General features: G+C 72.7%; 11 protein-coding genes. 6 read left to right on the top strand and 5 right to left on the bottom strand.

Features of this window, described 5'->3' with window-relative positions; translation table 11 throughout:
- The 4 genes from GL263_RS11030 to GL263_RS11045 form a co-directional block, all read right to left on the bottom strand.
- Positions 1 to 973 (bottom strand): serine/threonine-protein kinase (locus GL263_RS11030; protein WP_182855447.1); only part of this gene is annotated, 973 nt, incomplete at its 3' end.
- An 82-nt stretch (positions 974 to 1,055) separates the two neighbouring features.
- Complete coding sequence (locus GL263_RS11035; RefSeq protein ID WP_182855448.1) at positions 1,056 to 1,283, bottom strand: hypothetical protein; 228 nt, start codon at positions 1,281 to 1,283, stop codon at positions 1,056 to 1,058.
- 142 nt (positions 1,284 to 1,425) lie between these two features.
- Complete coding sequence (locus tag GL263_RS11040) at positions 1,426 to 2,628, bottom strand: serine hydrolase domain-containing protein (RefSeq protein ID WP_182855449.1); 1,203 nt, start codon at positions 2,626 to 2,628, stop codon at positions 1,426 to 1,428.
- Between the two features lie 40 nt (positions 2,629 to 2,668).
- Complete coding sequence (locus tag GL263_RS11045) at positions 2,669 to 3,706, bottom strand: alpha/beta hydrolase (protein ID WP_228456406.1); 1,038 nt, start codon at positions 3,704 to 3,706, stop codon at positions 2,669 to 2,671.
- Positions 3,707 to 3,909: 203 nt separating this feature from the next.
- Here GL263_RS11045 and GL263_RS11050 point away from each other — a divergent pair, with 203 nt between their 5' ends.
- Complete coding sequence (locus GL263_RS11050) at positions 3,910 to 6,390, top strand: helix-turn-helix domain-containing protein (protein WP_182855451.1); 2,481 nt, start codon at positions 3,910 to 3,912, stop codon at positions 6,388 to 6,390.
- Positions 6,391 to 6,430: 40 nt separating this feature from the next.
- Here the strand turns inward: GL263_RS11050 and GL263_RS11055 are convergent, their stop codons facing one another.
- A complete protein-coding gene (locus GL263_RS11055) occupies positions 6,431 to 7,606 on the bottom strand; it encodes a UDP-N-acetylglucosamine--N-acetylmuramyl-(pentapeptide) pyrophosphoryl-undecaprenol N-acetylglucosamine transferase (RefSeq protein WP_182855452.1) in 1,176 nt (391 codons plus the stop codon).
- Between the two features lie 121 nt (positions 7,607 to 7,727).
- Between GL263_RS11055 and GL263_RS11060 the strand changes: the two genes are divergently transcribed.
- From GL263_RS11060 to GL263_RS11080, 5 genes are all read left to right on the top strand, one after another.
- Positions 7,728 to 8,306, top strand: a complete 579-nt coding sequence (locus GL263_RS11060) for a helix-turn-helix domain-containing protein (protein WP_182855453.1) — start codon at positions 7,728 to 7,730, stop codon at positions 8,304 to 8,306.
- Positions 8,307 to 8,322: 16 nt separating this feature from the next.
- On the top strand, positions 8,323 to 8,517 hold the full coding sequence (locus tag GL263_RS11065; RefSeq protein WP_182855454.1) for a hypothetical protein: 195 nt from the start codon (positions 8,323 to 8,325) through the stop codon (positions 8,515 to 8,517).
- 216 nt (positions 8,518 to 8,733) lie between these two features.
- Complete coding sequence (locus GL263_RS11070; RefSeq protein WP_228456408.1) at positions 8,734 to 9,237, top strand: DUF2933 domain-containing protein; 504 nt, start codon at positions 8,734 to 8,736, stop codon at positions 9,235 to 9,237.
- A gap of 242 nt (positions 9,238 to 9,479) precedes the next feature.
- Positions 9,480 to 10,349, top strand: a complete 870-nt coding sequence (locus tag GL263_RS11075; protein WP_182855455.1) for a F510_1955 family glycosylhydrolase — start codon at positions 9,480 to 9,482, stop codon at positions 10,347 to 10,349.
- A gap of 407 nt (positions 10,350 to 10,756) precedes the next feature.
- Entirely contained in the window at positions 10,757 to 12,769 is a 2,013-nt protein-coding gene (locus tag GL263_RS11080) for an ABC transporter ATP-binding protein (protein ID WP_182855456.1), read from the top strand.
- The last annotated feature ends 73 nt before the right edge of the window (positions 12,770 to 12,842 follow it).

A 12,842-nucleotide genomic window follows, 5' to 3' on the forward strand; every position in this document is an offset into this window, starting at 1 on the left:
TAAGAGACAGCGGGAGCACCTGGGTGAGCAGGCGTTCCGTCGCCGTCCGGCTGCTGGGGACGGCGCCCCGCAGCCGGCGGCCCTCGGTCTCGTACGCGTCGATCAGCGCCATCCAGCGCGGTGGCAGCCATCGTTCACCGACTCCCGAAGGTGCGGTGTGGTCCAACTCCGTCAGTAAGTCGCGGAGTTCGGGGCGTTTGGTGCGCTCGGCGGCCAGGCAGGGGCGGATCAGCGGGGCCAACTCCTTCGGCAGCCCCTTGAGACTGAGGTCGTTGTTGTCCACGAGAGCGCGCAGCTGGAGCACGTTATCGGTGTCGCGGTAGGGCGGGCGGCCCACGGCCAGGTAGAAGAGCGTCGCGCCCAGCGAGTACACGTCGGATGCCGTGGTGGACTCCTGGCCGCGCGCCTGTTCCGGTGAGCTGAACGCGAGGGTGCCCAGCGTCAGGGCGGTCCGGGTGAGGTCGTACGCGTGGGAGATGCCGAAGTCGATCAGGCGCGGGCCCGCCGCGGGCAGCAGGATGTTCTGCGGTTTCACGTCCCGGTGGATGACGCCTGCGTCGTGCAGGGCGATCAGGGCGCGCACGGCGCCGGCCGCCACCCAGCGGACGGCCGAAGCGGGCAACAGGCCCTGGGTGTCGACCAGTTCCGAGAGCGGGGGAGCCGGTATGTAGTCGACCGCCATCCACGGGCGGGGATCCGCGAGACCGGCATCGCGCACGCGGGCCGTGTACACGCTGTCCACCCGACGGGCCAGCTCCACCTCGCGGGCGAACCGCCTGCGGTCGCCGGGGCTGATCGTGCCCTCGGCGAGCGGCGTCTTGACGGCGACGAGGTGGCAGCCCTCGCCGGTCTTGCCGGACCGGCCGAGATAGACCCGTCCCATCCCGCCGGAGGCGATCCGCCGCTCGATGCGGTACGCGCCGAGCTGCCGCGGGTCGTCCGGGCCGAGCGGCAGCAGCCGTGGGCCGGTCATCCTGTCCCCCCTTCGGGTGTCCGTAAGGCGTCCGTGTCGGTGGCGTCGAGTTCCTTTGCCACGGGCTTGGCTCTGTCCTCGACTAGCGCTGGCAGGAGGCGATGACCAGGAACAGCACCAGGCACGCCAGGCCGAACAGCGGTACGCAGCCGAGGGAGGTCGGGTTCTTCCGGTTGATCTCCACGCTGCCGCCCGGGACGAGTCGGGGGTGCCGGTCGGCGTAGTGGGCGACGGCGAGGTCCTCGGCTTCGGACTCGGTGGTCCACCGGGTGGTGAAGCCGCATTCGCCGCATCGGTAGCGGTACGCCATGTCAACTCCTCGACAACGCGGGTGCGGTGGTGCGGTGGCGCGGTGGTGCGGTGGTGTGAGGGCGAGGGTGTGCCGCCGTGAGGCCCCGCGAGATCCCCTGTGTCTCGCGGAGCCTCCGGTCGGCGGCGGGCGCGGCGAGGTGTCAGGAGCGCTTCGGTGCGTCCTTGCACAGGGCCGTGTCCAGCAGCTCCGTGAGCTGCTGGGTCGGCGTGTTGAGCTGGAACAGCGCGTTGGTCACGACGGACGCGTGGCGGCCGTCCTTGGTCACCAGGGTCTCCGTGTGATAGCCCGGTACGCCGCCGTTGTGGCCCCAGGCCACGGTGTCGCAGGACAGTTTGATCTTTCCGATGCCCAGTCCCACGCCGCCGTCGCTACCGGGTTCGGCCTTCCACACCTTCTCCATCTCCGTGAGGCTCGCGGGCGAGAAGACCTCGCCCGAGGTGATCGCCCGGTAGAAGGTGGTCAGGTCCTCCAGGGTGGAGATGATCGCGCCCGCGCTGCTGAAGAGGGACGGGTCGTAGCTGAGGGCCGGAGCCCAGAAGTACAGGCCGCCGAGCCGGGCTCCGTGGTAGCCGTTGACCGCCGGGGCGGGCAGCGCGCGGTTGCCGGGCGCGGGGAAGACCGTGCGTTCCAGGCCCAGCGGGGTGATGACCCGGTCGGTGACGGCCTGGTGCACCGGCTGGCCCGTCACCTTCTCGACGAGCATGCCGAGCACGAAGTAGTTGGTGTTGGAGTAGGTGAATCCCGCGCCGGGCGCGGCCACCGGCGGGCTGCTGAGCCCCTTGCGTACCGAGGCGGCCAGGTCGTACGTGCCGTCCGGGTTGGGCCTGGGTGTCTGGGTGACCGGGTACGGGTTGTACGCCGCCAGGCCGCTGGTGTGCTGGAGGAGGTGGCGGACGGTGACACGGGTGCCGTCGTAACCGTTGCCGGACACGACGCCGGGCAGGTGGTCGTCGATCGCCGCGTCCAGCGACACCTTTCCCTCGTCGACGAGTTGCAGCACCACGGCAGCGGTGAAGGTCTTGGTCTGGCTGCCGATGCGGAAGTGCTCGTCGGACTGGATGGGACGGGTGGTGTGGACGGTGCCGGTGCCGACGGACAGCGTCCAGGAGTTGTCAACGTTCCCGGCGTGGACGGCCGCGCCCGGGCCGGCGGCGGCCTGGAACCTCTTGAGTGCCGCGAGCGTGGCGGCGTGCTCGTTCCCGGCCGCCCGGGTCTGGGCCGCCTCGGTCTGGGCCGCCCGGGTCTGGGCCGCGGCCGGGCCTGACAGGGTCAGAACCGTCGCGCAGACGGCGCCGAGGGCTATGGGAAGCTTCGCCCTGCTCCACTGCTTGTGCTCTGCCATGGTGGTGGCTTCTCCTCGGTGAGTGTGACGGCGTGTGCGGTCAGCGGGTCGCGGCGGCCGCGAAGGCGGCTTCGAGGCGGGGTACGTAGTCGGCGAAGGCCGGGGCCCAGCAGCCGTAGTTGTGGCCGCCGTTGCAGGTGGGGGCGAGGGACTTCCCGTTGCCGTAGTCGACGAGGCGGCTGGGGATGTTCAGCTGGTCCAGTCGGGACTTGACGGTGCGGGCGGCGCGTGCGGTCTGCGCGTCGACGACGTCGCCGTCGCCGGTGTAGAGGGTGATCGAGGTGTCGGCGAGCCTGGCCAGGTTGGCCGGGGCCGCGGGGTCGTAGGCGCGCCAGAGGCGGTCGGCGCCGAACACCGGGTAGGGCGAGCCGAAGATGGCGTCGCTGTCGACGTACGGGCCGTAGTCGGGGCACCCGCTCGCGCTGCTCACCGCGCACCAGGCGCCGGGGAGGTTCAGCTCGGTGGCGACGACCGTCGCGCGGATCTCGGCCATCCCGAAGTCCAGGCCGCCGGAGAGCGCGGCGACGTGGCCGAAAAGGTCGGGCCGGGCCTGCGCGTAGTGCAGCGCGCCGGAGCCGCCCATGGAGAGGCCGGTGACCGCGCGGTGCGCGCGGTCGGGCGCGGTGCGCAGGTTGGCGTCGATGAAGGGGACGACCTGCTCCAGGTGGAAGGTCTCCCAGTTGGCGGCCTTCAGTACGGTGTTCTGCATCTTCCAGTTCGCGTACCAGCCCTTGCGGCCGCCGTCCGGAACGACAGTGATCATCTTGTCGGAGCGCAGGGCGGGGGCGGCCGCGGCGTCGTTGACGGTGCCGCCGCCCCCGTGCAGGAAGTACGCCACCGGCCAGCGCTTCCCCGGATTCGCGTGGTAGCCGCTGGGCAGGAACACGCGGATCTTGTGCGGTCCCGACACCTGCGGTGTGGTCACGGTGAGGGTGAAGTCAGTACCGGAACGCACCTCGGTCTTCCCGGGGTCCTGCGTCAGGCCGAAGCCGTCGGCGAACTCGGGGATGGCGGGGGCGTCCGCCCGAGCGGTCGGGCCGCCGAGCGCGGTGAGCGCCAGGGCGGCCGCGAGCGACATGCCAAGAGCTCTCAGCCGACGCGGAGTTGAGGGTCCCATCCGGGGGTGCTCCTTCGTGTGACGTGCCGGCGGGGGACGCCGGTCATCCGTTGTCACGATGGCGTTCACGCAGCTCGGGGAACAGGCCAGTTGACCGGCCATGCGTGACCGGTCGTCACGCTACGCTCATGACCTGCCGTATCCGTGGTGAGGTGGGAGCCCGAATGACGGACCAACCAGGCGCGCTGCTCCGCGAGTTACGCAAGCGCGCCCGCCTCACCCAGGAGCAGTTGGCGGAGCGGTCCGCGGTGAGCGTGCGCACGATCCGCAGACTGGAGACCGGCAAGTCCACCGACCACCGGGTGAAGACCCTGCACCTGCTGGCGGACGCTCTGGAAGCCGGGCCGGAGGAGCGGCGCCGGCTCATCGACACCCTGGACCGGGCACCGGCGGCCTCCGCGTCCGAACCGGCGGCCCCCGCGCCCGCACCGGCCCCCGTCGCCGAAACGGGGGCGACGCCTCCGCCCGCGTCCGCGACTCCGGCCCCCGCGCCTCCCACGCCCGCGTCACCCGTCCCCTCGCCGCCGGCCGTCGACGGCGTGCTCAGCGGCGCCGCCGACTCGTTGGCCAGGGAGGTGCGGCGTCGCTGGCGGCGTGAGGAGGAGCAGCGCCGGGTCCACGATCCGTTTCCGCTTCCGGTGCGATGGCGGCCGGCGCCCGCCTCCCTGACAGACCACCCCGAGAACGTCCAGCGGCTGGAACCGGGCGCCACCGCCGTGGGCGTGGACCTGAGCGGTGACGTGCGCAGTGTGGCGGAGACCTACCGGCGCGTCGGCTCCGGGCGGTTGGTGATACTCGGTCGGGCGGGCTCCGGGAAGTCGGTGCTCGCCGTCCGCTTCGCCCTCGACCTCCTCGCGGCCCGGGCGCCGGCGGATCCGGTGCCGGTGATCGTCAGCCTCGGCTCGTGGGACCCGGCCGCCACCACCGTGCGGGACCTGCTGGTGGGCCGGCTGCTGCGGGACCACCCCCACCTCGCCCGCCGGGTCGCCGGCGGAACGACGCAGGCCGCCGCACTGGTCGACGCCGACCTGATCCTGCCGGTCCTGGACGGGTTCGACGAGATCGCGCAGGGCCTGCGCGGCGCGGCGCTGGACGCGCTGAACGACACCTCCCTGCCGCTGGTCCTGACCAGCCGCCGGTACGAGTACGAGCAGGTCGTCACCGCGACCCGCGCACCCCTGGTGTGGGCCGCGGGCATCGAACTGGCCGACCTCACCGTCGACGATCTCGCGGCCTACCTGCCCCGCACCGCACGACCCGTCGCCCACGACGCTCCTCGCGGCACGGGCGTGTGGGACGAGGTGCTGGACGCGTTGCGGACCGGTGACGCCGCCCCCGGGGCCGCGTCACTCGCCGACGTGCTGCGCACTCCGCTGATGGTGATCCTGGCCCGGACGATGTACAGCGAGGCGCCCGACCGGAACCCGGCCGAACTCCTCGACACCACACGCTTCCCCACCCCGAGCGACCTGGAGGAACACCTGCTGGCCGGCTTCGTGCCGACGGTCTACCGGCGCCGGGCGCCCGAGCGGTCCGAGGACGGCCGGCGGCAGCGGACATGGGACGTCGAGCGCGCCCGGCGCTGGCTCGGCTACCTGGCCCACAGCCTCGACCAGGGGGACGGCGGCCGGCAGGACCTCGCCTGGTGGCGACTCAGCCGCGGGCTGCCGACCTGGACCCGCGTCCTGCACGTCACCCTGACCTCCGCCCTGTGCATGGCCGCGGCGACCTGGCTGGTGGGGATGCTCGCCCAACCCTGGGAGTCCGCCGAGTTGTTCGGCCCGGACGCCGTGCTGGTGCAGGGAACGCTGGTCGGGATGATCGCCGGGGCGGCCTTCGGACTCGTCTACGCCGTGATGGCCGCCCTGGACCGGGTCACCCTCCAGCCGTCCCGGGTACGGCTCAGACTGCCGGCCGCCGACCGCAGGGTGGTACGCCGGCCACTGCGCGCGTTCACCTCCCGCTTCGGGTTCATGCTGCTGGCCGGGGCGGTGCTGGGCATCGGATACGCCTGGGCGCACGCCCTGCTCCGCGTCCTCTACCTCGGATCGTCGCTGTCAGACCCGGGGGTGTTCCGGGGCGTCCTGATCAACATGCTGGTCTTCGCGCTGATCTTCGGCCTGTCGGCCGGGCTGGTCTTCGGGCTGCTCGCGGCCTTCGAGGCACCGATGGACGTCACCGCCGCGGCCACGCCCCTCCGGCTGCTCTCCGCCAACCGCGTGACCGCCGGCCACCGGCTCCTGGTACTCGTGCCGGCGGTCACCCTCGGCGTCGGCCTCTGCGGCTTCCTTGTCGTCGGCCTGTTCCAGGACCTCCTCGGGCCGCTGGTGTGGCGGCTGGCGGACGCCGCCCTGCTCGGCGCGGTCGGCGGACTGGGCGGCGCGTCGTCGTACGTGCTGGTCTTCACCGCCTGGGGGCAGTGGCTCACGCTGTCCCGCGTCTGGCTGCCGCTGACGGGCAGGCTGCCGTGGAACACGGTCGCCTTCCTGGAGGACGCCTACCGCCGAGGCGTGCTGCGCCAGACCGGCGCCGTCTACCAGTTCCGCCACATCCGGCTGCAACGCCACCTCGCCCAGTCCTACCGGCTGTCCCCTCGGCCGGCGGACCAGGCGACGATGACCCGCCCGAGGCGGACGCGGACGTAGGTCTCGCCCTCGGCCCGCGCCCACCTCGTGCGGCGAGCGTTCAGTTCGTCGCGGCGGCCAGGAGGACGTCCACGAGGCGGTCCGCCGCGTCGGGGCGGCCGTGGGCGCGGGCCCGCTCCGCCATCGCTTCCCGGCGGGCGGGGTCGGTGAGGAGCGGGGCGAGGGCGTCCTGGAGGCGGCCGGGTGTCACGTCGTCGACGAGGGCGACGGCGGCGCCGGCCTCCTCCAGGTGGCGGGCGTTGTGGGCCTGTTCGTTGCCGGCCGAGGTGGCCAGGGGGACGAACACGGCGGGGCGGCCGAGGGCCGTGAGCTCGGCGAGCGTGCCGGCGCCGCTGCGCGAGACCACGACGTCGGCGAGCGCCAGTACGTCGGGGAGTTCGGGGCCGACAAAGCCCGTGAGGTGGTAGCGGCCGGCCAGCGTCGCCGGCAGGGCGGCCGCGTGCCGGCGCAGCTCCTCGACGTTGTCGGGGCCGCACTGGTGGACCACGTTGGCCCGTTCCAGCAGCCAGGACAGCGAGTCGCGGACCACTCCGTTGATCTGCTGGGAGCCCTGGGCGCCGCCGGTGACGTACACGGTGGGGAGCCGCCGGTCGAAGCCGCGCAGGTTCAGCGCCTCGACGGCCTTGTCGGGGTGGCCCGCGAGGACCTCCGGGCGGATCGGGTTGCCCGTGACGACGGCCGCGCCGCGTACCGCTTCCGGCAGCAGGGGCAGCGTCGACTCCGAGGAGACGGCGATGCGCGTCGCGGAGCCGGCCAACTTGCGGTTGGCCAGGCCGAGTCGGACGGTCTGCTCGTGGAGTACGAGGGGGCGGCGGCACAGTCGTGCCGCCAGGCCGGCGGGGACGGCGACGTAGCCGCCGGTGGCGAGCACGACGTCCGGCTGGAAGTCCGCGACGAGCTTGCGGGCCTGGGCGACGCCGAGCGGCACGCGTGCCATGTCCCGGACGTTCGACGGGCTCACCAGCTTCAGCGGGTTGGCGGACCGGCGGATCTTTCCCGTGGCGACGGTGGCGAACGCGATGCCCTCGGCCGGCGCCACCCGGGCCTCCAGCCCGTTCTCCGTGCCGATCCACAGGACGTCGAGCGTGCGGTTCTCGGCGGCGAGCCGTCGCTGCAGGGCGCGGATCGTGGTCAGCGCCGGGTACGTGTGGCCGCCGGTGCCTCCGCCGGTGACGATCAGGCGGAAGGTGGGGGGAGTCGGAGCAGTGCTGTTCACCCCGGGAAGCCTACTGGGCGGGAGGTGGGCGTGGCGATGCCGGAGGGTCCTGGTGGGTCTCCTGGCGGGAGATGCAAAGAACTGCTTGCAAAGGAGTCTTTGTATCTCTACGCTCTGCTGTGTGAGTGAGCACGAGAGTTCCGAGGTCCGCCGGCTCGACGCACGGTCCCTGCGCGGGCTCGCCCATCCGCTGCGCATGCGGTTGCTCAAGGCGCTGCGGCAGGCCGGCCCCGCGACGGCGTCTCAACTGGCCGAGAGATTCGGCGAGTCGAGCGGCGCGACGAGCTACCACCTGCGTCAGCTCGCCGAGCACGGCTTCGTCGAGGACGCGCCGGAGTTCGGCAAGGGGCGGGAGCGGTGGTGGCGCGCGGTGCACCGGGGCGTCAGCTTCGACGACGCGCTGATGTACGACGCCGACCCCGAAGTGCGGGGCGCGGCCCACCTGTTCATGCACGAGGTCGCGAACGTCCACACGCAGGAGCTGGCCACCTGGATCGCCACCCGCGACGGGTGGTCGCCGGAATGGCAGCGCTCCTCGGACCTGAGCGACTGGACACTCGACCTGACGCCGCGACTCGCCCGTGAACTCGTCCAGAAGATGCACGAACTCGTCGAGAGCTACCGCGAGTCGGCGGAGGGTGACCCGGCTGCCGAGCAGGTGCGCATCCACTCGCACGTCATGCCCGTGAGCACAGACTGAACCGAGAGGTCGCACGATGCTTCCCGACGCACATCTCTTCCTCCATCACACCCGCGCCGACGAGCTCCGGTCCGAGGCCCGTGCCTGTCGCCGCGCGGACCGCCGAACGACGGCCGGGGGCGGCGGCCTCCGCGTCCGGTTCGGCTGGACGCTCGTCGCGGTCGGCCTGCGGTTGGCGACCGGCCCCCGGGCGGTGGCGACGGTGCGCTGAGGTCGACAGGCGACGGGTGCGACAAGTCGCCTGCGGGCGGGCGCCGGTGAGGCGGGGGCGCGGGCGGAGGCCGTCTCGGCCAGGCCGGGCCGGACGGCCTGGCCCGTCGGGCCGTCCGGCCCTGTCGGGCCGGACGCGCCGGGCGGACCCTGGCAGGCAAGGGAGGTCACCAGGACTCCGCCCAGCCGCCAGGCCAGCCGAAGCAGGTGAGAAGCCATGATGTTCTGGTACGAGGACGGCCTCCACGGGTGGGGGTGGCTCGCGATGTCGTTCAGCATGATCTTGTTCTGGGCGGCGGTGGCCGCCGCCGTCGTGTTGCTGTTCCGGGTGCTGAACGGTGCGGATGCCCGGCCGGACCTCTCGGTCCGGACCACCGCCCCGCCGCGTGCCGCCGGTGGGGGGACGGCACAGGGGCCCGCCTCCGCGAAACCAGAAGGCGCGGACGGTGTTACCAGCCCTCCCGCAGAGGAGTCGATCACGAGAACGCGCGAGTACGGGCTGTACGCGATCGCTCTCGCGATCCTCTTTGTCGGCGCCCTCGCCCTTGGCGTCCCGGCCGCCACGCTGGTGGTGCTCGCGGTCGTGCTCGCCTGCCCGCTGATGATGCTGGGTATGACGCGGGGCCATGGCGGCCACGGCGCCGGTGGTCGGGGCGGGGCCGACCGGCCCGCGGAGCACCCAGAGGACCCGGACCGCGACGCGGGACCCGGACGGACCTGACCGACCTCGCGGAGGGCCGGGCGACCCCGGCGGCGCGCGTGCCCGGTTGGTTGGCGGTGGGCGCGGCCGCCGGGCTTCCGCTGCCGGCCGCGAGCACGAGGCTGCCCGGCTTCCCGCGGCGCGGGCTGACTCCGTACGGTTGGCACAGGAGCCCGCCGTGCACGGACGGCAAACCCACGCCGGTCACGGCGTCGGTCACCGGCGACGACACACCCGTACCGCGAACCAGCCAGGACAGGACGATGAAGGCAACACCACGGCTCGCTCTCACCGCGTCGACCCTCGCGCTGGTCCTCACCGCCTGCGGCGCGGACGCCTCCGACACGGGGGCCGACTCGGAGTCCGCCACCCTCGGCCACGTCCACGGCCTCGCCCTCGACCCCTCCGACGAGCGGCTGTACGTCGCCACCCACCACGGGCTGTTCACGACCGGCGAGTCCGGGGATCCGGTACGAGTCGGTGACAGGGCGGACGACTTCATGGGCTTCACCGTCGCCGGACCGAAGAGGTTCCTCGCCAGCGGCCATCCCGCGCCCGGCAGCGGCGAGCCCGCCCACCACGGCCTGATCGAGAGCACCGACGCCGGTAAGACCTGGAAGACCCTCTCCCTGGGCGGCGAGGCCGACTTCCACGCCCTCGAACACACCCACAACACGACCTACGGCTACGACAGCACCAAGGGCATGCTCCGCGTCAGCAAGGACGGCAGGTCCTGGGACGACCGGGCCCGCCTCCAGGCGCTCGACCTGGCGGTGAGCCCGAACGACCCGGACACCGTGCTGGCCACCACCCCCGACGGCGTCGCCAGGAGCACCGACGGGGGCCGCACCTTCGGTACCGGACGTGAGCCCGCGCTGGCGTTCGTCTCCTGGCCGGCCTCCGGCGCCCTCTACGGCCTCGACAGCAGGGGCGGCGTGCACCGGAGCACTGACGGCGGCGCCACCTGGCGCAGAACCGGCGAGGTGCCCGGGGCCGCACCCGGCGTGCAGGCCCTGACGGCGGTCGACAAGCGACACGTGCTGGCCGCCACCGCGGACGGCGTCTACGAGTCCACGGACGGCGGCAGGGCATTCACCAAGCTTTTTGACATCAACACGGGCGCGGGCCACTGAGCGACCCCGCGAGGGACCACAGCGGGTGGCTGCGGTGCGCTCGCAGGCCGCGGGGATAGAGCCGGTGCGGACCCCGGGCAAGACACCCGAACGGGTGAGTCGACGTGTTCGAGCGAGGGGTCGGGACGGCGTACGGGCTGCGACGGTGAACGGAACATGTGTTCACGATCTGCCCGGCATTTGTCCGTTACGTCTGCCCTGGGCGGGCGTTGATGGGAGCACCAGTGCCCGTCACGCACCCGACTGGGGGACCCGATGAGAACAGTTCCTGTGCTCCCGCCGACGCCCACCCCGTTCGAACACGACGTCACGACGCTCCGCCGAACGGCGGAAACCGCCTCCCGGGCGGATCACCACCCGTCCGGCCGCTCCCGCCGCGCCGCGCGGCCGCACCGGGGGTGGGCCGTATGAGCGACGGCAAACAGAAAGAGACCGACGGCAAACAGACAGAGACCGGTGCCGACGTACCCGCGCAGCGCGGGAAGCCGCTCGGCCCGCCCCCGGCCCACCTTGGAGCCGGGTCCGACGACGGAGACCTCGCGGACGACCTGAAGGAGGCGTACTGGTCGGTCTACGACGGGGCCGCCGCGAACGCGACCGTCGGTGAGATCCTGGTGCGCCTGCCGCGCATCGTGCGGCGGGTCGGAGAGTTGGCCTGGCGGGCCGACCGGCGGGCGACGATCGCGCTGGTCGTGCTGCAGCTCGGCTCCGCCGCCATGTCCGCGTTCGGGCTGATGGCCTCCGTCGCCGTGCTGCACCAGCTGTTCGGGGAGGGGCCGACACCGGACCGCGTGCGGGCCGCCGTCCCGCAGATCCTGCTCGTCGTCGCGTTCCTCGCCGCGCGGGCCCTGCTGGAGGCCGGCGTCTCACTGACACAGGCCCACGTCACGCCGAAGATCCGTACCGCCCTTGAGCGGGAGTTCCTGCAACTCACCGCGCACGTAAGGCTGGAGGTCGTCGACGACGCCGAGTGGCACGACGACGCGTACCGCGCCCACGACCGCGGCCTGTTCTACGCCCGGCAGATCGTCGGGCAGGTCGTGTCGCTGGCGTCCGCCGGACTCGGCATCCTCGGCACCGCCGGCGTCCTGGCCGTCCTGCACCCGCTGCTGATCGCCCTCCTGCCGCTGTCGGTACTGCCGGTGGGGGCGGCGGCGATCCGCTCCGCGCGGGCACGCTTCCACTCCTTCCGCCGCTGGAACGCGCTCCAGCGGCGGGTACGGCTCTTCTCCTGGCTGCTGCTCGACCGCGACTCCGCCGCCGAACTGCGCTCCGACACCGCGCAGCGCGCCCTGCTCGACGAACACCACCGCATCACCGCGCGCATCGCCGAGGAGGACACCAGGCTCGGAGTGCACTCCGCGAAGCTCGCACTCACCGGCCGCGCACTCGGCGGCGTCGGCACCGGCATCACGTACGTGGCGCTGGCGCTGATGCTCGTGGCCGGCTGGATGCCGCTCGCCGCCGGCGCCGGGGCCGTTCTCGCGATCCAGGCCGCGCAGGGCTCCCTCACCCGCTTCATGGACGTCGCACACCTGGTCTACGAGCACGCGATGTGGGTCGACGACCTGCTCGCCTTCCAGGAACGCTGCCGCTCCCTGCAACCCCGGCGCCACGGCCCGGCCGCGCCGGAGAAGGTGGCCGCGATCGAACTGCGGGACGTGTCGTACACCTACCCCGGCAAGGAGGTCCCGGCCCTGGACGGAGTGTCGATGACCCTGCGCGCGGGGGAGACCGTCGCGTTCGTCGGCGTCAACGGCTCGGGGAAAAGCACCTGTTCGAAGGTGATCGCCGGCCTCTACGACCCCGTGAGCGGGGCCGTGTGCTGGGACGGTATCGACACGGCCGGGATGGACGCCGAATCCCTCCAGGCGCGGGTGTCGGTGGTCCTCCAGGACCCGCTGCACTACCCGTTCAGCGCGCTCGCCAACATCACCGCCTCCCGCGGCACGCTCACCGAGGCCGAACCACGGCAGGCCCTGGACGCGGCGACCGCCTCCGGCGCGGACCAGGTCGTCGCCGAACTCCCGGACACCTGGCGCACATTGCTGTCCAAGCGCTTCAAGGGCGGACAGGAGCTGTCCGCCGGTCAGTGGGCGAAGATCGCCGTCGCGCGGGGGCTCTACAAGGACGCGCCCGTCCTGCTGCTCGACGAACCCACGGCCAGCATGGACCCCAGGGCGGAGCACGCCGTCTACCAGGCGGTCCTCCGCGACAAGCACCGCCCGGACCGGATCACGGTCCTCATCTCGCACCGCCTCGCGAGCGTCGTCGAGTGCGACCGGATCTACGTCTTCGACGCCGGCCGGATCGTCGAGTCGGGTACCCATGACGAACTCATGGCGCGCGGCGGCGAGTACGCCGAGATGTTCACGCTCCAGGCCGACGCCTACCAGGCGGGCACCGGCGCCGCCCGCTGAACGAGCCGTGACGTCCGGCGGTTGACGGACCGCCGGACGTCCGGCCGGGCGGGGTAGGGACTGTCTCATATAC

Source organism: Streptomyces durbertensis, from assembly GCF_014156695.1.
GTDB lineage: Bacteria > Actinomycetota > Actinomycetes > Streptomycetales > Streptomycetaceae > Streptomyces > Streptomyces durbertensis.